Origin of the sequence: Marinomonas rhizomae, from assembly GCF_024397855.1 — a bacterium.
GTDB lineage: Bacteria > Pseudomonadota > Gammaproteobacteria > Pseudomonadales > Marinomonadaceae > Marinomonas > Marinomonas rhizomae_A.
Genome location: NZ_CP073343.1, coordinates 4,296,669 through 4,317,361, shown reverse-complemented (window position 1 = coordinate 4,317,361; position 20,693 = coordinate 4,296,669). Strand labels below are relative to the sequence as shown.

The 20,693-nt window shown below is 45.5% G+C and carries 17 protein-coding genes; 6 read left to right on the top strand and 11 right to left on the bottom strand.

The window, feature by feature from the left end:
* Positions 1-54: 54 nt before the first annotated feature.
* From KDW99_RS20200 to KDW99_RS20175, 6 genes are all read right to left on the bottom strand, one after another.
* The gene (locus tag KDW99_RS20200) at positions 55-738 is read right to left on the bottom strand and encodes a 1-pyrroline-5-carboxylate dehydrogenase (RefSeq protein ID WP_255827255.1); all 684 of its coding nucleotides are present in this window, start codon (positions 736-738) and stop codon (positions 55-57) included.
* A gap of 14 nt (positions 739-752) precedes the next feature.
* Positions 753-3,875: a bifunctional proline dehydrogenase/L-glutamate gamma-semialdehyde dehydrogenase PutA gene (gene putA, locus KDW99_RS20195; protein WP_255827254.1), complete on the bottom strand. Its 3,123-nt coding sequence runs from the start codon at positions 3,873-3,875 to the stop codon at positions 753-755.
* A gap of 317 nt (positions 3,876-4,192) precedes the next feature.
* Positions 4,193-4,966: a helix-turn-helix domain-containing protein gene (locus KDW99_RS20190; protein ID WP_255827253.1), complete on the bottom strand. Its 774-nt coding sequence runs from the start codon at positions 4,964-4,966 to the stop codon at positions 4,193-4,195.
* Positions 4,967-5,173: 207 nt separating this feature from the next.
* Positions 5,174-6,133 carry an NADPH:quinone reductase gene (locus KDW99_RS20185; RefSeq protein ID WP_255827252.1) on the bottom strand — a complete coding sequence of 320 codons (960 nt, stop codon included), beginning with the start codon at positions 6,131-6,133 and terminating at the stop codon, positions 5,174-5,176.
* Positions 6,134-6,190: 57 nt separating this feature from the next.
* Entirely contained in the window at positions 6,191-7,579 is a 1,389-nt protein-coding gene (locus tag KDW99_RS20180) for a TRAP transporter large permease (protein ID WP_255827251.1), read from the bottom strand.
* Positions 7,579-8,115, bottom strand: coding sequence for a TRAP transporter small permease subunit (locus KDW99_RS20175; protein ID WP_255827250.1), 537 nt, complete (start codon positions 8,113-8,115; stop codon positions 7,579-7,581). Before KDW99_RS20175 ends, KDW99_RS20180 begins: the two co-directional genes overlap by 1 nt.
* 371 nt (positions 8,116-8,486) lie before the next feature.
* Between KDW99_RS20175 and KDW99_RS20170 the strand changes: the two genes are divergently transcribed.
* The 6 genes from KDW99_RS20170 to KDW99_RS20145 all read left to right on the top strand — a co-directional run bounded on the left by KDW99_RS20170 (position 8,487) and on the right by KDW99_RS20145 (position 15,805).
* Positions 8,487-9,455 (top strand): PstS family phosphate ABC transporter substrate-binding protein, encoded by a 969-nt coding sequence (locus KDW99_RS20170; protein ID WP_255827249.1) that lies wholly within the window; start codon positions 8,487-8,489, stop codon positions 9,453-9,455.
* Positions 9,456-9,584: 129 nt separating this feature from the next.
* Positions 9,585-11,846 carry an ABC transporter permease subunit gene (locus KDW99_RS20165; RefSeq protein ID WP_255827248.1) on the top strand — a complete coding sequence of 754 codons (2,262 nt, stop codon included), beginning with the start codon at positions 9,585-9,587 and terminating at the stop codon, positions 11,844-11,846.
* Positions 11,847-11,857: 11 nt separating this feature from the next.
* Positions 11,858-13,558 carry a phosphate ABC transporter permease PstA gene (gene pstA, locus KDW99_RS20160; protein WP_255827247.1) on the top strand — a complete coding sequence of 567 codons (1,701 nt, stop codon included), beginning with the start codon at positions 11,858-11,860 and terminating at the stop codon, positions 13,556-13,558.
* Between the two features lie 20 nt (positions 13,559-13,578).
* A complete protein-coding gene (pstB, locus tag KDW99_RS20155) occupies positions 13,579-14,409 on the top strand; it encodes a phosphate ABC transporter ATP-binding protein PstB (protein WP_304941371.1) in 831 nt (276 codons plus the stop codon).
* Positions 14,410-14,423: 14 nt separating this feature from the next.
* Positions 14,424-15,137 carry a phosphate signaling complex protein PhoU gene (gene phoU / locus KDW99_RS20150; RefSeq protein WP_212917022.1) on the top strand — a complete coding sequence of 238 codons (714 nt, stop codon included), beginning with the start codon at positions 14,424-14,426 and terminating at the stop codon, positions 15,135-15,137.
* A gap of 167 nt (positions 15,138-15,304) precedes the next feature.
* Complete coding sequence (locus KDW99_RS20145) at positions 15,305-15,805, top strand: GAF domain-containing protein (protein WP_255827246.1); 501 nt, start codon at positions 15,305-15,307, stop codon at positions 15,803-15,805.
* A 21-nt stretch (positions 15,806-15,826) separates the two neighbouring features.
* Here the strand turns inward: KDW99_RS20145 and KDW99_RS20140 are convergent, their stop codons facing one another.
* The 5 genes from KDW99_RS20140 to KDW99_RS20120 all read right to left on the bottom strand — a co-directional run bounded on the left by KDW99_RS20140 (position 15,827) and on the right by KDW99_RS20120 (position 20,690).
* Complete coding sequence (locus tag KDW99_RS20140) at positions 15,827-16,162, bottom strand: Hpt domain-containing protein (protein WP_255827245.1); 336 nt, start codon at positions 16,160-16,162, stop codon at positions 15,827-15,829.
* A complete protein-coding gene (locus tag KDW99_RS20135) occupies positions 16,155-17,978 on the bottom strand; it encodes a sensor histidine kinase (RefSeq protein WP_255827244.1) in 1,824 nt (607 codons plus the stop codon). The genes KDW99_RS20140 and KDW99_RS20135 overlap by 8 nt, the downstream gene beginning before the upstream one ends.
* 2 nt (positions 17,979-17,980) lie before the next feature.
* A complete protein-coding gene (locus KDW99_RS20130) occupies positions 17,981-18,508 on the bottom strand; it encodes a hypothetical protein (RefSeq protein ID WP_255827243.1) in 528 nt (175 codons plus the stop codon).
* 191 nt (positions 18,509-18,699) lie between these two features.
* The gene (oppF, locus tag KDW99_RS20125) at positions 18,700-19,701 is read right to left on the bottom strand and encodes a murein tripeptide/oligopeptide ABC transporter ATP binding protein OppF (RefSeq protein WP_255827242.1); all 1,002 of its coding nucleotides are present in this window, start codon (positions 19,699-19,701) and stop codon (positions 18,700-18,702) included.
* Positions 19,701-20,690 carry an ABC transporter ATP-binding protein gene (locus KDW99_RS20120; protein WP_255827241.1) on the bottom strand — a complete coding sequence of 330 codons (990 nt, stop codon included), beginning with the start codon at positions 20,688-20,690 and terminating at the stop codon, positions 19,701-19,703. The genes oppF and KDW99_RS20120 overlap by 1 nt, the downstream gene beginning before the upstream one ends.
* Between the last annotated feature and the right edge of the window lie 3 nt (positions 20,691-20,693).

Genomic DNA, 20,693 nt, shown 5'->3' with positions numbered 1-20,693 from the left:
CCTTCTTGCTACCAAGAAGGGCCCTTTTTTACAGCGTATCTATGATGAGCAGGTTTAGTCGTTCATGCTGCCCAATTCAAGCAGTGTCGCGTTACCGCCGATTGCGGTGGTGTTGTTAGACACGGTACGCTCTGTGACAAAACGTAGAATGTAATGCGGTTTGGCAATTACACTTAGATTATCTGCATCCGTTTCTTCTACCAATTGGCAGATTAGGCCGCTTTTCGCGGCTAAACGTTGGCTTAGTTGTTGAGCTTGTGCAGGGTCGCAAAGTGTTGCAATACCAGCAAGGTGATCGGCTTCGATCAACGAGTCTTGTGCAGAGTCTGCAATATTTTGAACCACACCTTCCGCAACGAATGGGGAAATTATATCCATGATTTCTTGTCCCATTGGGCCAACTGTAATCACTGGATTTCCTGCTATTAGCGCGGCAAACACTTGACCAACTAAGCCGATTTTTGCGTTATCGCCTTCAAAAAAAGATGAGCAAAGAAACACGCCACGACCTTGGTTTGACAGCTCATTGCGTTCGCCAGTTGGTCCAGGCATAACGCGTGTTTCGGAAATAGATTGTTTCGCATTGTCGATCTGCCAAGCAGCCATTTTTCCTTGTTCGCTAGGGAAAACGTTAAGGGCTTTTTGCAGTTTTTCTGCACGACCATTTACGCCTAGCTTATCCCATGCTTCGAAGACTTTTTGAGCGACCTGAATTTGGATAGGTTGTACGATTGTCATAGTAATGTCTCCCCTTAAAGGTCTTGCTCAATAGCGAAGCGTTGAAGGTAATGAGGACCGCCAGCTTTTGGTCCTGTGCCGGACAAGCCTTGTCCGCCGAAAGGCTGAACACCCACCACCGCACCGACTTGGTCACGGTTGATATATAGGTTACCAACACGAGCGCGACTTGCGATACGAGCACAAGTGGTTTCATTTCGGCTGTGAACGCCCATAGTCAAACCAAAGCCTGAGTTATTGATGGTGTCGATGATCTTATCCAAGTCGCGTGCTTTGTAGCGTACAACGTGAAGGATAGGGCCAAACTTCTCATCCGTTAGCTGGTCAATGCTGCTGATTTCAAATGCCGTTGGCGCAACGTAGGTGCCGTTTTTAGCGAAGTCTGGCAGTTCTGCTTGGGCAATTAACTTGCTTTCTTTGGTCATACGTTCGATGTGTTTAAGCAACATGTCTTGAGCTTTTTTGTCGATAACCGGACCCACATCTGTGCTGTGTAGGTAAGGCAAACCAACAGTTTGTTCTTGCATGGCGCCTTTGATCATCGGAATGACACGGTCTGCGATGTCTGCTTGTACGAACAATACGCGCAATGCTGAACAACGCTGACCCGCAGAAGCAAAGGCTGAACGAACCGCATCACGCACTACTTGTTCAGGTAAAGACGTAGAATCAACCAACATGGCGTTTTGACCACCGGTTTCTGCAATCACTGGCACTGGCGCTACGCCACGAGCCGCTAGAGTACGGTTGATCAATTGTGCTGTTCCAGTGGAACCTGTGAAGGCAAGGCCAGCAATGCGTTTGTCGCTAGTCAGTGGAGCACCAACGGTGGCACCGTCACCTGGTAACAAGTGAAGTACGTCTGTTGGAACACCTGCTTGGTGTAGCATTTCGATAGCGCGGAAAGCGATTAAGCTTGTCTGCTCAGCTGGTTTTGCAACCACTGTGTTGCCCACTACAAGCGCGGCAACTACTTGGCCTGTAAAGATGGCCAATGGGAAGTTCCATGGGCTGATACAAGTGAACACGCCGCGGCCGTTTAGCTTGGTTTGTTTGTCTTGGCCTAAGAAATCTTTGTAGTGCGTTGGGTTAGCGAAGTGGCTACGGGCTTGTTGCGCGTAATAGCGACAGAAATCCACGGCTTCACGTACTTCATCAATGCTGTCTTGAATCGTTTTACCCGCTTCACGGTGGCAAAGGGCCATCAATTCAGCGTAGTTTTCTTCCATCAAGTCAGCCATTTTGTCTAGGCAGTCAGCACGTTCTGTGGCTGGACGCGCAGACCATGCAGGGAAAGCGGCTTCGGCAAGATCAATTGCCTTGGTAACCGTCGCTGCGTCTGCCCAGTCAATTTGACCTGCTGTTTGGCTGTGGTCGTAAGGGCTGTCGACAGAATGCGTTTGACCTGTTGTGACTTTTTCGCCGCCAACGATAGGGAAGGCACGCCATTGGGTGTCTTGTCCCATGAATACATCAATTTTTGCTTTGAATGGCGTCCATTCAGAGTCAATCTCGATGTTTGGACCAAAAGAGTTCTTACGGTCGTCAAACAAACCTGAAGGCAAGCTGATATGTGGATTCGCCAACGTTTTACGGCTTTCAAGTGTTGTTACTGGGTGATCGATCAACTCAGAAACAGGGTAACTAGCGTCGATTAAACGGTGAACGAATGAGCTGTTGGCACCATTTTCTAGCAGACGACGAACCAAGTAAGGAAGCAAGTCTTTATGGCTACCTACAGGCGCATAAATACGCACACAGATGTCGCTGTCTTTGATCAGGCGGTTGTACAGCGCATCACCCATTCCGTGTAGTCGCTGGAATTCGAACTCTTCTGTTGTCGCACCTAGTTGCTTGGCGATGCAGCTAATTGTCGCGATAGTGTGCGCGTTGTGGCTCGCAAACTGCGGGAATATGTTCGCACGAGTATGCTCGCTTAATAAGAAGTGCGCACAAGCTAGGTAAGACACGTCGGTGGATTCTTTACGAGTGTAAACTGGGTAGCCATTGATGCCGCGTTGTTGGCACATCTTGATTTCAGAGTCCCAGTAAGCACCTTTTACAAGGCGTACAGGAATGCGATCACCTTGCTCTTTTGAAAGTGCAGCTAACCAAACCAAAACCGGTAAAGCGCGTTTTGAGTAAGCCTGAACCACAAGACCAAACAAGCCCCAGCCTTTGGTGCATTCGTCGCGATAAAGTTTTTCGAATAAATGCAAAGACAGCTCTAGACGATCTGCTTCTTCCGCATCGATGGTGATGCCGACGTTTAACGAACGTGCTTTGGTGATCAAGGTCTTAACATTTTCAAACAGTTCGGTCATAACTCGTTCTTCACAACCCACTTCGTAACGTGGGTGAAGAGCGGACAGCTTGATAGAAATAGTCGGGCGGTGTTTTTGGCTGTAAGTGTCTTTGCCGACAGATTCTACGGCTTTCATATAAGACGTTAGGTATTTGTCAGCGTCAGCAGCGGTTAGTGCGGCTTCACCCAGCATATCGAAAGAATAAGTATAACCTTTGTCGCGGTAGCTTTTGCCACGGGACAAGGCCTCTTCAATGCTGCGACCAAGTACAAACTGATGCCCCATGATTTTCATCGCTTGGTTCATCGCTTTACGAATTACCGGCTCAGAAACACGGTTCACCATGCGATTCACCAAGTTAGCGGGCGTGCCGTCTTTGTTCTCGTCCATCGTGACGATTTTGCCCGTCAACAATAAACCCCAAGTAGAAGCATTTACGAAGAAAGAATCAGAGTTTTTAGCGTGAGATGCCCAGTCGGCAACGCTCAAACGGTCTTTGATAAAAGCATCAGCGGTTTCTTTGTCCGGCACGCGCATTAGCGCTTCTGCCAAACACATCAGCAAGATGCCTTCTTTAGTGTCTAGGCTGTATTCCAATAACAAAGCGTCAATCATTGACATACTGTCGTCGTCTTTGCGAACGTCAGTAATTAAATTTGCAGCAGCATTGGTTTGGTTTTCTAGCTCACCTTCCGTGGGTTTGGCTAAAGGTAATAGTTCATTTAACCACTTCTCTTCATCCATATTATAAAGAGGGGAAATTAGCTGCCACAATTCATTGAGTGGACGCTGAATGAAGTTAGGCTGTAACACCTCAATCGCTTTAAACATGGTTGGATTCTCCCGCGTTAACATAAAAAAACAGCATGGTGTTTTAGTAAGGCCGCATATTGTTATAGAGCATTAAGCGTTTTTTTGACTGCTTTTCACTCTGCTGAATCAAAAAAATGCATGTCTGGATAATGCTGACACTTTAGTGACAGAAGGGATAAATTGTCTTTCGAAAAAGTCGTTTTTTTTTATAAGAAAGTCCGACTGGACAAGAATAAGCATAGCAGTCATTTATTCTTGTGCAGAAGTTTTGGGAGGTGATGGCAATGCTTATAAGTGGGAGAGGGTTGTTGGGTTTTATGAATTAGGACCGAGAATCAGCGATTACCAAATTGTTTTTGGTATTTTAATGGCGTAATTCCAAGAGTCTGAGAGAACACATTAGTCATGGCGCTTTGGCTGGAGAAACCACACATTTCGGCCACTTGAATAGGTGGAAAACCTTCGGCGAGTAAGCTTTGAGCACGTTCTAAGCGCTTGCGCATTAAGTATTGATGCGGTGTCATGCCGGTACGATCTTTGAAACGTTCGTGAAACTGACTGACACTCAAAAAGCAAAAGTTTGCTAATTGATCAATATGAACGCGACGAGACAAATTTAGCTCGATAAACTGGTCCAGTTTATCGATATCGAGATGATTGCCTCGGGAGCGTACATCTTTGTTATTGATCTGATGACGAATGGCGCTTAACAAGGTATTGCCGCAAGCACGAGCCAGAATCATATCGTTTGGGTATTGCTGTAATTCACCAGACAGAGCGGAAGCCAGTATTTGCAAGCGAGGATTGAGCTGAAAATACGCCGCCTGATCAAACAAACGCGATACGATTTCGTATTCTTCGTCGGTAATGCCTTTTTGCGGTGGAACAGGCAGGTTAACCACCATGATACGATTTTCTCCCAGACCCGCAAACGCATGACTGTTCTCTGACGGAAGAATACAACCTTCGCCAGTATGCAGTTGCTTGCCTTTGCCTTCTATGTCGAAATCGGTATTGCCATCCAGCACGATTACCAGTTGATGATAATCATGATCATGGGCATCGGCTTCGGAAGGCAGGCTGAAAACATCGGAATCAGAATCAGTCAAAATATGCCTTTTAAATAAACATTAATCAGAAAGTATAGCGGCCTTAAGGCTGCTTTAGTAGCGTATTTTTGTGAAGATGTCGGATTTTACCGCATGAATAGAGTGTTTATAGTGAATAAAGAAGCATATGGAAGGGAAAAGTAAAGACGGCGCTCAACGTCATAAAGAGCTTATTAAGGCGCCGTCTTTTTTTGTTCTACTAGGGTGCTAGCTTATACGAATAACAAGGTTACCTAGCGCACCAGACTTTAAGACATCATCGTGTGCTTGTGCTAATTCGGTAAGCGGGTAGCTATGACGAATAACGGGCTTTAGCACGCCTCTTTCAAACAATGGACGCAAGGACTTTGCAATCAAGGCCAGTTCGGCTGGTTTCACATTAGCCAATGCCACACCGACGACAGAGGCATCACGCGCCATTAAGTCACGAGGGTTGATTTCAACCGTACCGCGGTTGCCGACAACCGCCACACAACCACCAAAGGCCAAGGCTTTTAAGTCTTGATCTAAGTTGTGGTTGGCCAGCATCTCGATAACAATATCAAAACCCGCCTCTAACGATTGATAAGGCGCAAGATGGTCTGCTTCATTGTGCATAATGATGTTAGTAACACCTTGCTGACGCAGCAATTCAGCACCTTCTACCGTACCTGAGCTGGCAACCACGTCCATGCCTGCAGCCAATGCTAATTGCACCGTGGCAATACCGACAGCGCCGGTTGCGCCATGTACTAATACCTTGTCACCTGCTTTGCCGTTGGCACGACCAAATAAAGCTCGATGCGCTGTTGTATAAGGAATACCGACACAAGCCCCTTCTTCGAAAGACAAAGCATCTGCCAGCGGATACGTATGAGTTGCCGCGCAAGCGGCAAACTCTGCCGAGGAACCGCTTAGGTTACGACTAAAATAAACACGCTGACCTATCTCGAAACCAACAACATTAGCGCCCAGTTCCGCAATCGTACCTGCGCCATCAGAACCTGGTGTGTGCGGGAAATTGGCTGAGTAATTATTGGTTCCTGAGCGAATGTAAGTGTCCACTGGGTTCACACCAGCCGCACCGACTTGAACCAAAATTTGGTCTTCGTTGATGCTTGGCTTTGGCGCATCAACCAGCGATAAATCGCTGGCTGGGCCGTAGTCTGTCATTTGCATTGTTTTCATGTTTTTGTCCTAACTTAATACGTTCTGTTTTTGTTATTTCAAACGTTATGTCTTAGATTAGTCGGCATAGACCTGTTCAGGCAGCCAAGTCGCTAGATCTGGCCAAATGGATAACATGATTAGTACTAACACCTGAATAAGGATAAAAGGCAAAACCCCTTTATAAATAGACTGAGTTTTCAGTTCTGGTGGCGCAACACCACGCAAGTAAAACAGTGCGAATCCAAATGGTGGTGTTAGGAACGATGTCTGTAAGTTGATAGCCATCATAATCCCCAACCACACTGGGTCTAAGCCCATAGCGAGCAGCACTGGCGCAACGATTGGTACAACCACAAAAGTGATTTCAATGAAGTCTAAGATGAAGCCAAGGAAGAACATCAGCAACATTACGACGATCATTGCGCCAACTACGCCACCAGGCAATTGCGAGAAGAAGTCTTGAATCAGTTCTTCGCCACCAAAACCTCGGAATACCAAAGAAAATAACGAGGCACCGATCAGGATCATGAACACCATGCAGGTGACTTTAGTCGTCGAATACACAGCGTCTTTCAAGGTTGGAAGGCTTAGCTTGCCACTTCCAATCGCCAACAAAGCGGCGCCTAATGCGCCAACGCCAGCGGCTTCAGTCGGTGTCGCAATCCCACTAAGAATAGACCCCAATACGGCGAAGATAAGTACTAAAGGCGGTACCAATCCTTTAAACAGTTGAACGACTAAGGATTCGTTTGAGCCATTACGTAATTCTTCACGAGGCACTGCGGGCGCTTTGTGCGGCTGCAACCAAGCGACCATGATAACGTAAAGAATATAAAGGCCGACCAATATCAATCCAGGAATTAAGGCACCAACAAACAAGTCACCCACAGAGATTGTTTTAGGTGAAAAAATCCCCATTTCTAATTGCGCTTTTTGATACGCATTGGACATGACGTCGCCTAATAAAACCAAGGCGATGGATGGTGGAATGATTTGACCTAATGTCCCTGTGGCGCAAATAGTCCCCGCCGCTAAAGCCGGATCGTAACCACGACGCAACATGGTGGGTAACGAGATCATACCCATAGTTACCACGGTCGCACCCACAATACCTGTGCTTGCCGCCAGCAACATGCCCACCAGAATAACGGAAATGCCTAAACCGCCACGCAAGGTGCCAAATAGCATCGCCATGGAGTCGAGTAGTTTCTCAGCCAACTTGGATTTTTCGAGCAAAACGCCCATCAGCACAAAAAGCGGGACAGCGATTAGGGTTTCATTGCCGATAATACCGAATAAACGGTTTGGCAAGGCTTCTAGGAAAACGCTATCAAAGGTACCGAACAAAGAGCCAACAGCCGCAAAAATAAGCGCTGTACCACCCAGAGAAAATGCGACAGGGTAACCGAACAGCAAGCAGACACAAACGCCGGCAAAGAGCCATAAAGGAATAAATTCAGCCATTAGTTTTGTCCTTTAGCCTGTCTATTAATGGGGGAGCGAGCCGCAGTCACAATGCCAATATTTTTTAAAATATCAGCCGAACCTTGAATGATCATACTCACCATCATGATGGGAATTAACGTCTTTAGAAGATACACAAAAGGTAAGCCGCCCGGTTCAGGAGAGGTCTCTAATACGCGCCAAGAAGCACTCACGTAATCAAAACTCAAATACGCAGTATAAAGTGTGAATGGCAGAAGGAAGAAAAGGCCGCCAATGATATTCACCCACGCTTTTTTAGTGACAGAGAAATCACGATAAAAAACATCCACGCGAACGTGTTCATCATCTTTAAAGGTATACGCCGCGCCCAACATAAAGACCATAGCATGCATATAAAGCACGGACTCTTGTAGAGCAATCGCACCAATATCAAAGCCATAACGCAAAAGTACGATGAGGCATGTAAGCAGCATCATCGCTAATGTAAGCCAAGCAACGCACCTTCCCATGTAATGGGAAATCGCCTCAGCCGAACTGACCAGTTTGTTTAACATTAAAATACCCACAGTTTTTAATCATTTTTTATCGGACGTTTAAAGAGCCCACAGTGCCTATAAAATCCGGATCGTTAGTCTATTGGATAACGCCACGCTTGGGAATATTACAGGCGGCGCGAAAGGCCTGTTAGAAGGTATTTAACGGAAATTAAGCGGTTCTTTGTGATAAAAACAACGCAGAGGAAGTATAGGAGTGTTTATTGAGGCTACATTGGTTTTCTCTTAATTGTGTAAAGCCCCAACATTTATTTTTGAAATATTTCATTGTTTAACATTTTTGTCACATAAGCCTTTTATAGTGAAAAACATCGAACGAGCTATGGGCAGTTGCTCATAAATATTTGACTACAACCACTGAGGTTTATGTGATGAAAAAACTAGTTGCAGGTTTAGCGATGACAGCGGCAGTAGGCGTTTCTGTTAACGCTTTTGCAGATGTTGATTCAAATTTGATGTCTTACAGCAAAGCAAGTGGCGTTTCTGGCAATATTTCAAGTGTTGGCTCTGACACCCTAGCGAACCTAATGACATTGTGGGCGGAAGACTTTAAACGCCTATACCCAAATGTAAATATTCAAATTCAAGCGGCAGGTTCTTCTACTGCGCCACCAGCGTTGACAGAAGGTACGTCTAACTTCGGTCCTATGTCTCGTATGATGAAAGACAAAGAGATCGCAGCGTTCGAGAAAAAATACGGCTACAAGCCAACTGCAGTTCCAGTAGCAATCGATGCTCTAGCAGTATTCGTACACAAAGATAACCCAATCAAAGGTTTGTCTCTTCCTGAAGTGGATGCCATTTTCTCTTCTACTCGTAAGGGTGGTCACAGCGAAGACATTACTAACTGGGGCAAAGCTGGTCTGACTGGTGCTTGGGCGAACCGTGATATTCAATTGTTTGGTCGTAACTCAGTATCTGGTACTTACGGTTACTTTAAAGAGCACGCGCTTTTCAAAGGTGACTTCAAAAACTCTGTAAACGAGCAACCAGGTTCTGCTTCTGTTGTTCAGTCTGTTTCTACGTCTCTTAACGGTATTGGTTACTCTGGTATCGGTTACAAAACGTCTTCTGTACGCGCTGTTCCTTTGACGAAGAAAGAAGGTGGTAAGTTCATCGATGCAACGATTGAAAACGCAGCAACTGGCGCATACCCATTGTCTCGTTTCCTTTACGTTTATGTAAACAAAGCGCCTAATAAGCCGCTTGAACCACTACAGCGTGAATTCGTTAAAATGGTACTTTCTAAAATGGGTCAAGAGGTTGTCGTAAAAGACGGCTATGTTCCTCTTCCAGCGAAAGTAGCTACTAAGTACCTGAAAGATTTAGGTATTAACTAAGTAACGCTGTAGCGAGCTACGGACGATATGCTTAAAGTAGGAGGGCCAAAATGCTCTCCTACTTTTCTTGGTTCGTAGGCTGTCACACTACTGTCATATAAAAACGTCACACAACAAAGATGAATGCGGATGACTAAATCAACTGACCATCAGATGCCTGAACTGGATTTCAATACGCCAGCTTTAAAGCGTCATCGTAAAATTCGCGCCCTGAAAGACCGTATGGCTGGAATGGGCATTGCCGTGGGGGGCAGCAGTGTTATTTTGGCTGTTCTGCTTATTTGCTTCTACTTACTTTATGAAGTGGCGCCCTTGTTTTCCAGCGCCAGTATTGATCTTGAGGCGAGTTACACTTTGCCTGCAGAGGATCAAGGAAAAAGCCTTTATTTAACGACGGAGGAGCAATCCGAAGTCGGAATGCGAGTGACAAGCAATGGTAGTATCGTCTTCTTCTCTGTTGCTGACGGCAGCGTGATCAACACCATTAAAAACCTTCGTACTGAAAAAGTAACGGCGTTTGCGGTTGAATCGGATACCAGTCGTTTGATTGCATTTGGTTACGAAGATGGTAAAGCGTTAATCGTAAAACATGATTACAAAATTTCTTACCCTGGCGGCACACGTAAAATCACCCCAGTTGTGGAATACCCATACGGTGAAGAGCCGATAGATGTGGCCGATTTCGCGATTAATAAACTCACCCTACGTGATGGTAGTGATAGTTTAACGATTGCTGCGATTGGTGATGCAAGCAGCGCGATCACTAAGGTAACGAAAGACGTCAATTTCATTACCGAAGAAGTGGAATTGAGTGAGCAAAGCGAGCCGTTACCATTCGTTCCTGATGTAGCTAGTATGCTGCTGAGTGGTGATCAACGTTATCTTTATGTTGCAACGCGATCAGGCGCGATGAGCGAGTTTGACCTGCGTGACTTTGATAATATTGAATTAAAAGACGAGATCGCTTTAATCAAAGAGGCCGATACCAAGCTGGTATCGATGACGTATCTGCTAGGCAAATCATCCATCATGGTGGCGGACACTTCTGGCCGAGTGAGCCAGTGGTTCAATGTACGTAACGATGACACGAATGAAGAAAAACTCACCTTCATCCGAGACGTAAAACAACCCGTTGCTTTAGTGGATTTGGCAATGGAACAACGTCGTAAAGGCTTTGCCACACTGGATGAGCGTGGCTTGGTTGCTATTTATAATGCCACTTCGACTCGCCAAGTGCTAAACGAAAAATTGAGTGATGACAATGCTCGTCTAATCAGTTTTGCACCGCGAGCAAACGGCTTACTTCTGGAAGACGACAAGGGATTACATTTCTTCTACGTAGATAACGAGCACCCAGAAGTGTCTTGGTCTTCCTTGTGGGGCAAAGTCTGGTACGAAGGGTATCAAGAGCCGACTTACACTTGGCAGTCTTCTGCAGCGAATAATGATTTTGAGCCAAAATACAGTTTGATGCCTTTGGCATTTGGTACTTTAAAAGCGGCCTTTTACGCGATGTTGATGGCAGTACCATTGGCAATTTGTGGTGCAATCTATACGGCTTACTTCATGGCGCCAGCCTTGCGTCGTAAGATCAAGCCTGTCATCGAGCTAATGGAAGCTTTACCGACAGTAATATTGGGTTTCTTAGCCGGTTTGTTCTTCGCGCCTTTCTTAGAAGAAAACCTAGCGGCGACCTTCAGTATTTTCGTCGTACTTCCGGTGGGTATTCTATTGTTTGCTTATCTTTGGTCGCGTCTGCCTCAGCAAATTCGCTGGATGGTGCCTGAAGGTTGGCAGCCATTATTGCTGATTCCTGTCATCGTTTTCTTGGCTTGGTTTTGTTTGGCAATGAGTCCAATCATCGAGTTGAGCTTCTTTGACGGCAATATTCGTGGCTGGATTACCAATGATCTTGGTATCACATTTGACCAACGCAACGCGCTGGTGGTGGGGTTTGCCATGGGCTTTGCGGTTATCCCGACTATCTTCTCTATTACCGAAGACGCCATCTTTAGTGTGCCAAAAGCCTTAACTCAAGGTTCATTGGCATTGGGGGCAACGTATTGGCAGACCATGACGCGTGTTGTATTACCGACTGCGAGCCCAGGTATCTTCTCGGCCGTCATGATTGGTATGGGCCGTGCCGTTGGTGAAACCATGATCGTCTTGATGGCGACAGGTAACACGCCAATTATGGACTTCAACATCTTTGAAGGTATGCGGACACTAGCTGCTAACTTAGCGGTAGAAGTGCCGGAATCTGAAGTGGGAAGCTCTCACTATCGTATCTTGTTCTTAGCTGCGTTTGTGCTCTTTATCTTCACCTTCGTGGTGAACACAATCGCTGAAACCGTGCGTCAGCACCTACGCAAAAAATACGGGTCGCTATAATGAGTACTGAAATGAAAATGAAGAAAAAATCCGTATCCGAATGGGTGAAGTCTGGTGATCCATGGGTGTGGTTAAACGCAGGTGCCGTGGCGATTTCTGTCATCATGGTTGTCGGTTTGTTATTACTGATTGCGGTGCGTGGTCTAGGACATTTTTGGCCTGCTGATGTGGTTGAAACACATTATGCGTTGCCAGGTGAGTCCGAATACAATCTAGTTGCAGAACGTGTTGAAAGCGTAGAAGTGCCTGCGGCTCAGTTGCGCGAAGCTGGGATTGATATACCTGACAATCATCAGTTAATGCAGCGTACTTTGATGAAAACCGGCAACCGTGACGTGTATGGTTCGGACTTTCGTTGGGTGATCGATGAGTATCTTACAGAAACTAAACGCCCTGAGATGATGTTTACGGCAGAGCGTCGTGAGTGGGGTAACTTATATGGTTACCTAAAAGCGGTCAAAGAAGACGGCAAAATCGTGTCTCAAACCTCGGATCTGACACCAACAGATTCTGCGTTAGCAACTTGGAATACGTTTGAGAATAGCATCGAACGTGCTGCGAGAATTTTCGATGAAATTCATGTCATTGAGAAAAAAGACATTGGTAAGATCAACTACGCATTGGAGCGTATTCGTCTTGAGCAGCGTCGTTTAGAGTTAGAAGGTAAGCTAACGCCAGCCGCTGAAGCTGATTTGGCAGTAGAGCGTAGCCAATACGATGAAGAGTATAAAGGTTTACAGCAAAGCCTGATTGACCTTTACGCTCAGATCAATCGTGATACCTTCATTGTTCAAGTGATGGACGGCACAGAGCATGAAATGCCAGTGGCAAAAATTGTTCATGCCTTCCGCCCTAATGCGATGAATGTCGGTCAGAAGATGGGATTCTACTTTACTAAAGTGTGGGAATTCTTATCTGATGAGCCTCGTGAAGCCAACACCGAAGGCGGCGTGTTCCCAGCTATTTTCGGTACGGTCATGATGGTTCTGCTGATGACAGTGATAGTGACGCCATTTGGTGTGGTTGCGGCGGTTTATCTTCGTGAATATGCATCGCAAGGTTGGGTGACTCGTATTATACGTATCGCAGTAAACAACTTAGCGGGCGTGCCTTCCATCGTTTACGGTGTGTTTGGTTTAGGTTTCTTTATTTACTTCCTAGGGTCAGGTATTGACCAAGCTTTCTTCCCAGAAGCTTTGCCATCACCGACTTTTGGTACCGGTGGTTTGATGTGGGCGTCTATCACGCTAGCCTTATTGACCGTGCCTGTGGTGATCGTGGCAACGGAAGAAGGTTTGTCACGTATTCCTCGCAACGTACGTGAAGGCAGCTTGGCATTGGGTGCAACAAAATTTGAAACTTTATGGCGTGTTGTTCTGCCAATGGCGAGTCCAGCTATTATGACTGGGGTTATTTTGGCGGTAGCGCGAGCGGCGGGTGAAGTAGCACCGTTGATGTTGGTGGGTGTGGTGAAATTAGCGCCATCGTTGCCATTGGATGGTAACTATCCTTACATCCATTTGGATCAAAAATTCATGCACTTAGGTTTCCATATTTATGATGTGGGTTTCCAAAGTCCGAACGTAGAAGCCGCACGACCATTGGTGTACGCAACAGCCTTATTGCTTGTGATTGTTATTGCGCTATTAAACTTGTCGGCAGTGACGATCCGAAATCATTTACGTGAAAAATACAAATCGCTGGAAATGTAAGCGGCGGAGAAGAGATTATTATGAGCGACGTTAAAACACACTCAATTGATATTTCAGCAATGCAGCGTAGCCAACAGGCGTTGCGCATTGAAGATGAAACCGTTTGCCTATCTGTAAACGATTTGCACCTGTACTACGGTGAAAAAGAAGCGCTGAAAGGCGTGAATATGATCATTCCAGAGAAAAAGGTTACTGCGTTTATCGGGCCTTCTGGTTGTGGTAAATCAACGTTATTGCGTTGCTTTAACCGCATGAATGATTTAGTTGATGGTTGCCGTATTACGGGTGAAATCAACTTACGAGATGAGAATATCTATGCGAAAGGCACTGATGTAGCTGAGTTACGTCGTCGCGTTGGCATGGTGTTCCAGAAGCCAAACCCGTTCCCAAAAAGCATTTACGAAAACGTGGCTTATGGCCTTCGTATTCAAGGGATTAATAAAAAGCGCTTGCTTGATGAAACCGTTGAGTGGGCACTTCGCTCAGCGGCGTTGTGGGACGAAGTAAAAGACCGTCTACATGAAAGTGCCTTGGGCATGTCAGGTGGTCAGCAACAGCGTTTGGTTATCGCTCGTACGGTGGCGGTAAAACCTGAAGTGCTGCTGTTGGATGAGCCTGCTTCTGCATTGGATCCTATTTCAACGTTGAAAATTGAAGAACTGATCCATGAGTTGAAAAACGAGTTCACTATCGCGATTGTGACACACAACATGCAGCAAGCTGCGCGTGTTTCTGACTATACTGCGTTTATGTACATGGGCGATTTGGTTGAGTTTGGCGACACGAACACCTTGTTCACGAACCCAAGTAAACAACAAACAGAAGACTACATCACGGGCCGCTACGGCTAGGCGGAGGACGCATTATGAAAGAATTAACAACGGATCATATTTCTCAGCAGTTTAACAACGAGCTGGAACTGCTTCGCCAACACTTTTTGACCATGGGTGGTGTCGTAGAGAACCAAGTTCAAGACGCGGTACAAGCGTTATTAGACGCGAATGGCTCTTTGGCAGAAGACGTAAAAAATCAAGACGCGACGGTGAATCAGCTAGACGGTTTGATCGACGAAGAATGTCGTCGTATCTTGGCGAAACGCCAACCTGCGGCGTCTGACTTACGCATGATTTTGTCGATCAGCAAAGCGGTCAGTGAGCTTGAGCGTATCGGTGACGAAGCGAAGAAAATTGCCAATCTGACCTTAAATTTGATCAATGAAGGCGAGTCTCCTCGTGGTTACGTAGAGATCAACCGCATCGGTCAAATGGTATCGCGTATGATTCATGACTCTTTAGACGCCTATGCACGTTTAGATATTGATGCTGCCATTAAAGTCGCGAAACAAGATCGTGCTGTAGATCAAGAATACAACACAGCGATGCGTTCTTTGGTGACTTACATGATGGAAGATCCTCGCAGTATTTCTCGTGTGATTAATGTTATTTGGGTATTACGTTCTTTAGAGCGTATTGGCGATCATGCTCGTCATACCTGTCAGCATTTGATCTTCATGGTAAAAGGCGTCGATGTTCGTCATGTTAATGTGAATGATCTTTCTGTTGAAATGAATAAGAAATAACTCTTGTTGCCGACCTCTTGGTTTGATTCGAAAGCCAAGAGGTCGATATTTTCCATTCACTCTTCGTTATTTCTCCTCTGCAATCATTGAATTTTCACGGTTTATGGGTGGGCTATCGGGCCGACTTTGTTATCATCTGCTTTTCGTTTTAACGGGTGTGAAATACGATGTTTACCATAGAAACCAATCCTACCGCTTCTGTCGAAGAATCTTATCGTGAGTTAAATGCTCAATTAGCTGCATTGCTAAGTGGAGAGCGCGACTTCATCTGTAATGCCGCTCAATTTTCCGCGTTTGTGATGCAAACGGTGGCGGATCTGAATTGGTCCGGTTTCTACTTTGCCCGTGGCGAGGAATTGGTGCTTGGGCCGTATGTTGGCAAAGTGGCGTGTACTCGCATCCCATTTGGTCGTGGTGTGTGCGGTAAAGCCGCGACGTCCCTACAAACCCAACGTATTGAAGATGTGCATGCCTTTGATGGTCATATCGCGTGTGATGCGGCTTCAGCAAGTGAAGTGGTTATTCCTGTAATTGTTGGTGGCAAATTGCTTGCAGTGTTTGATATGGACAGTCCGAAAGTAGGGCGTTTTTCTGATGTTGACCAAGCGGGATTGGAGTCTTTTGTGGCCACTTTTATTGAAGCCACAGACTTCACTTGGTCAATCTAAGAGTAAGCGTTGTTGTCTAATTCACTTGGAAAAGTATGCATCAAGTTCTTTCAGTGAAGTCTGGTGAGTGGCGGGCAGGCTATCCATGATGGCCTGCACTCCTTGATCACTTTGTTGTGCCGCCGCTTCTTCAATCAACTGACATTGTTTAGCAAACACCTGCATAGCCATGTTTAAACTGGCCGACTTGAGTGAATGGCTAACCTGTCTTAATTCTTGATAATCTCTTTTGTCCCAAGCTTGTAACAACAAAGCGATTTTTTCATTGCTGTCTTCAACAAATTCCAAGCGTATGTTGTTAACGGTTTCTTTGCCGATGAGTTCGATTAGAGAGTTCAGATGGGCGTGATCAATCATATTTATGTGCCTTTGAGGAAAATAGCCCAGCAATAAGTGGTTCTAGTTTACTTTGAGTTAATGGGAAGCTGATCGGAATAACTCGGTGCGCTGTGTTTTCCAAGGCGCTAGAGTGATAACTGATGACAGGGCAAGATTTAGTATGCCATTGCTGGAGCGCATCATGGCCGTCACGCTCAAAGCGAGGCGTGTTGCCCAGAATGACAAGATCATAGTCCTTATATTCTTGCAGGCTGCCATCTTTCGATAGAATGGTGTCGATGTTAAACGCTGCTAACTGCAAGCTAATAATTTTAGCCAAATGTGTGTCTGTTTCAATGACTAAAGCTTGAGTATTGTCGGGGCATTGGAAGCTTGAGCCTTTTGATTCCGGGTCGTTACTTGGGCTATTTGTTGGTATGTGAAAAGGAATATCTACCCAAAATTCACAGCCTTTTTGTGGCGCACAGGAAAAATGCAGTTCGCCTTGCATTAGGTAAACCAACTTGTGACATAACGCCAAACTTAAGCCGACTTTGCTTGGTAATGGTCCTTCTTCTTGCATCGGTAGGGATGGGTTTACTCTCAAATTTTGCTGTAACTCGTTTGGCATGCCTAGCCCAGTATCTCTAAGCGCTATTTGTAGCACTCTGCTTTCTGTTGTATCGGTTGGAAGCGCCATTTGAGGTGCGTTTAGGGACGAGGGTCGAATTTGTAAACTGATACTCCCTGACGGGGTGTGAGTAATCGCATTTTGTAGCAGTGCAACGATAATTTCTTTGATTCTGACAAAATCGAGGCTGATATAGTTCGGCAAAAGCGGGTCAATGTAGAGGATACTCTGCAAGTTTTTGCGTGTCATTTGAGGCTCAAAAATAGCCAAATAATCTTCGATACTGCGCTGTAAGTGCTCAATAGTTGGATTCAGGGTTAGCTTTTTCGCATCGATCAGTGATAGGTCAGAGAGCATTTCTATGGTTTGCAGTAGTTGCAGCCCAGACTCTTCAATATGCTTTGATAGAACGTCTTTTTCGTTTTTTGAAACCGATTCGTTTAAGGTCTTAGCGGTTCCTAAAATGGCATTAATTGGAGAACGTATTTCCTGGTTGACGAAAGAGAGTAAATTGGCTTTGTCTTCATTAACTGCTTGAATACCTAGCTGGAGCTCTTCATTTCGTCTAATGACATTCTTAAGCTCGGTTAACCCTTTTACCGTAAAAAAACATAAGCACAATAAACAAACCAGCAATGCCATGGAAAGCAGCTGTATATGATTTAGATTCATCTGCAATGTTTTGTGTTGGTTACTAATGAACTCATTGCTGCCTTTGTTCACCAAGGTAACAAATTCGTTGATTTGATCTTCGATACGTTGAATGCGTTCAATTAGGTTGGGGAGATAAGACGTGTCGCCATTTTCTAACTTGGATAAATTGAAGCTAAGCAATTCCAATTCACCATTAATAATATTCAATAGTCTCGTTGTACGTCCGCTTTCAAACGTTCGGATGAGAGAGCCAACATCACCCTGTCTAAGCAAGTCGACTCGACTCATCAATAAATCGTATTCAAAAAAAGCGTTGCCGTTCAAAGGGTAATCGCTGTCGTCTAATGCGATTAAATAGTTTAGGAAGCGATAGGACTGTATTTGCAGTTGCAGGGTGTTCCACAAAGAGCTCTCAAAAACGCGACGGCTGTTGTGTTTAGAGCTGTCACTGGTATAGGTGATAATACCGAACACCGCGATGGTGATCACAATAATAAAAGCAATGAAGCCATACAGCACCCATAGCTTGAATTTGGATAACCATGTCTTCCCTTTAAACAAGCGCTCCATGTTTACTCCGATATAATAGTGGTCTTAATGCGATCAACTTGCCAGATAGAACGACCATAAAACATTTCAGATTTTAGCTCTTCATGTTCGTCGAATGGATAGATCACCATAATAGGGCCAAGATTTCTGACGCTCATTGGTTTGCCATCAATGTGAGTCGCAAAAATTGCACCATTGTCAGCAAAGTCGCTCAGTGGAATTTCAGTCATGTATTCATTGAGTGCGGTAACTTGCAAAATGATGTTCGAGTTACCCAAATTTGGGAATAAATCGATAGCCGAAAAACCTTGGTAAGTGTGACGGCCTTTTGTCCATGGATTATGGGTCGTGACCGTGTATTGCGGCAAACGGTTTAGCATGGCCAAATCAAACTTAGATTTCTGTGTTGAGTCTGTATTGTTGATCGCGCCTGACACGGTTAATAACACTCTTCCTTTTGGTTTTTCTGCGGCATAGGTCGAAACAGACGTGACACTTAAAAATATTAAGAGAAAAAGGTTTAGAGTGGTGTAGGGAGAGCGTAAGCGCATGAATAAGAGCCTAACTTAGTTGCTTAAAGGGATTTGATACTATGATAGACAAAAATAACGGTCTTGTGCGATGAAAACTCGCTTTGAAGTGAAAGAACATGGGGTTTTAGATACAAATACGCCGCTTTGATTTCCTCAATTGAAAATCTTAAAGCGGCGTAGGCTGGTGGTGATTGTATTTTAGTTGTTCGTTATGCAATTTCCGCTAAACGCGAGCAAGCGGCTTGGTGTTCATCTGATAACACCTGCAAGCTTGGTTTTTGCTGCGCACAACCTTCGTTAGCATGAGGGCAACGAGTACGGAAAACACAACCTGACGGCGGGCTAATAGGAGAGGGTAAGTCACCCGTTAATAACTGAATTTTCTTACCCCGTTCTGCTCTTGGGTCTGGCACAGGTACCGCAGACAACAAGGCTTTGGTGTATGGGTGCTGAGGATTTTCGTATAGTGCGCGTTTGCTTGCTAACTCTACCGCATTGCCCAAGTACATCACTAAAACACGGTCTGAAATGTGTTTTACCACGCTTAGATCGTGAGCGATAAACACCAAAGACAAGCCCATTTCCGCCTGTAACTCTTTTAACAAGTTCACTACTTGCGCTTGGATGGACACGTCCAATGCCGATACGGGTTCGTCACAGACAACCAACTTAGGTTTCAGAATCAAGGCGCGCGCAATACCGATACGCTGACATTGGCCACCAGAGAATTCATGAGGGTAACGGTTAATCACGTTTGGTAATAAACCCACACGATCCATGATGGCGCGCACTTCGGCTTTGACTTCGTCTTTCGAAAGTTCAGGTCGAAAGGTCTTCAGTGGCTCGGCAATGATGTCGCCCACTGTCATGCGCGGATCGAGAGACGCTAATGGATCTTGAAAGATCATTTGCAGCTCTTGGCGTTTGTCGCGCATTTGTTTTTTGTCTAAATCTGTCAGGTCTTGTCCCAGCCAAACCACATTGCCTTCAGTGATGGGTACAAGGCGTAATAAAGCGCGCGCTAGGGTGGATTTACCACAGCCTGATTCACCGACCACACCAAGTGTTTCGCCCGCGTAGATGGTTAAATCAACGCCATCCACGGCTTTGAGGGCTTGGCCTTTTTCCCACGGCCACGCATTGTCTGACTTGATGTTGAAGTGAACTTTTAAATTATTCACTTCCATTAAAATATTGTTTGCAGTGTTCATTAGGCGACCCATCCATCAACGGATTTATGACAAGCTCGTAGTTGACCCGGTGCATACTCTTCTAGCGGCGGCATGCTTTCTCCACAGCGTTCTCTGGCAAACTCACAACGCGCTTGGAATGGGCAGCCAGATGGCATTTGTAACAAGTTGGGTGGGTTACCTGGAATGGTTGAAAGTTGCTCATCCTCTGCATCGAGACGTGGAATCGCTTTTAGTAAACCTTGGGTATATGGATGCGTAGGACGATAAAACACGTCTTCTGCAGTGCCGTATTCCATGGTTTGTCCCGCGTACATTACCAGTACCTTGTCGCATAAGCCTGCAACCACGCCCAAATCATGAGTGATCATAATGATGGAAGTGTTGAAGTCGTCTTTTAACTCGTTCAGCAAGGTTAATATCTGAGCCTGCACGGTGACGTCTAGGGCTGTTGTTGGCTCATCAGCGATCAACAACTTAGGTTGGCACAACAAGGCCATAGCAATCATCACACGCTGTCTCATGCCGCCAGAAAATTCGTGCGGGTACATGTTCATGCGTTTGCGCGCTTCGGGCATTTTCACCGCGTCGAGCATTTTTACTGAGGCTTCAAAGGCTTCGGCTTTGTTCATACCCTTGTGCAGCATTAAGACTTCCATCAGCTGCTTACCGACTTTCATATAAGGGTTCAATGACGTCATTGGGTCTTGGAAAATCATCGCAATCTCTTTAGAGCGAATGCGATTCATGGCTTTTTCACTCAGAGTGAGAATATTTTGCTCGTTAAAGCGAGCTTCCCCTTCAATAACGCCATTGCCAGCCAATAATCCCATTAGGGCAAACGCCGTTTGGCTTTTACCAGAGCCAGATTCGCCCACGATGCCGAGGGTTTCGCCTTGTGCCAAAGTGAAATTCAGATCATTCACAGCAGTAACAAAACCATCGGGTGTTCTGAAATTTACTTTTAAGTTATTGACTTCTAATAAGTTCTTTTTCATTGATAAGCTCATAAA

Excerpts from the sequence above, each read along its gene's own strand:
- KDW99_RS20200 (WP_255827255.1), bottom strand. The coding sequence starts at position 738 with ATGACAATCGTACAACCTATCCAAATTCAGGTCGCTCAAAAAGTCTTC.
- putA (WP_255827254.1), bottom strand. The coding sequence starts at position 3,875 with ATGTTTAAAGCGATTGAGGTGTTACAGCCTAACTTCATTCAGCGTCCA.
- KDW99_RS20185 (WP_255827252.1), bottom strand. The coding sequence starts at position 6,133 with ATGAAAACAATGCAAATGACAGACTACGGCCCAGCCAGCGATTTATCG.
- KDW99_RS20180 (WP_255827251.1), bottom strand. The coding sequence starts at position 7,579 with ATGGCTGAATTTATTCCTTTATGGCTCTTTGCCGGCGTTTGTGTCTGC.
- KDW99_RS20175 (WP_255827250.1), bottom strand. The coding sequence starts at position 8,115 with ATGTTAAACAAACTGGTCAGTTCGGCTGAGGCGATTTCCCATTACATG.
- KDW99_RS20170 (WP_255827249.1), top strand. The coding sequence starts at position 8,487 with ATGAAAAAACTAGTTGCAGGTTTAGCGATGACAGCGGCAGTAGGCGTT.
- KDW99_RS20165 (WP_255827248.1), top strand. The coding sequence starts at position 9,585 with ATGACTAAATCAACTGACCATCAGATGCCTGAACTGGATTTCAATACG.
- pstA (WP_255827247.1), top strand. The coding sequence starts at position 11,858 with ATGAAAATGAAGAAAAAATCCGTATCCGAATGGGTGAAGTCTGGTGAT.
- pstB (WP_304941371.1), top strand. The coding sequence starts at position 13,579 with ATGAGCGACGTTAAAACACACTCAATTGATATTTCAGCAATGCAGCGT.
- phoU (WP_212917022.1), top strand. The coding sequence starts at position 14,424 with ATGAAAGAATTAACAACGGATCATATTTCTCAGCAGTTTAACAACGAG.
- KDW99_RS20145 (WP_255827246.1), top strand. The coding sequence starts at position 15,305 with ATGTTTACCATAGAAACCAATCCTACCGCTTCTGTCGAAGAATCTTAT.
- KDW99_RS20140 (WP_255827245.1), bottom strand. The coding sequence starts at position 16,162 with ATGATTGATCACGCCCATCTGAACTCTCTAATCGAACTCATCGGCAAA.
- KDW99_RS20135 (WP_255827244.1), bottom strand. The coding sequence starts at position 17,978 with ATGGAGCGCTTGTTTAAAGGGAAGACATGGTTATCCAAATTCAAGCTA.
- KDW99_RS20130 (WP_255827243.1), bottom strand. The coding sequence starts at position 18,508 with ATGCGCTTACGCTCTCCCTACACCACTCTAAACCTTTTTCTCTTAATA.
- oppF (WP_255827242.1), bottom strand. The coding sequence starts at position 19,701 with ATGAACACTGCAAACAATATTTTAATGGAAGTGAATAATTTAAAAGTT.
- KDW99_RS20120 (WP_255827241.1), bottom strand. The coding sequence starts at position 20,690 with ATGAGCTTATCAATGAAAAAGAACTTATTAGAAGTCAATAACTTAAAA.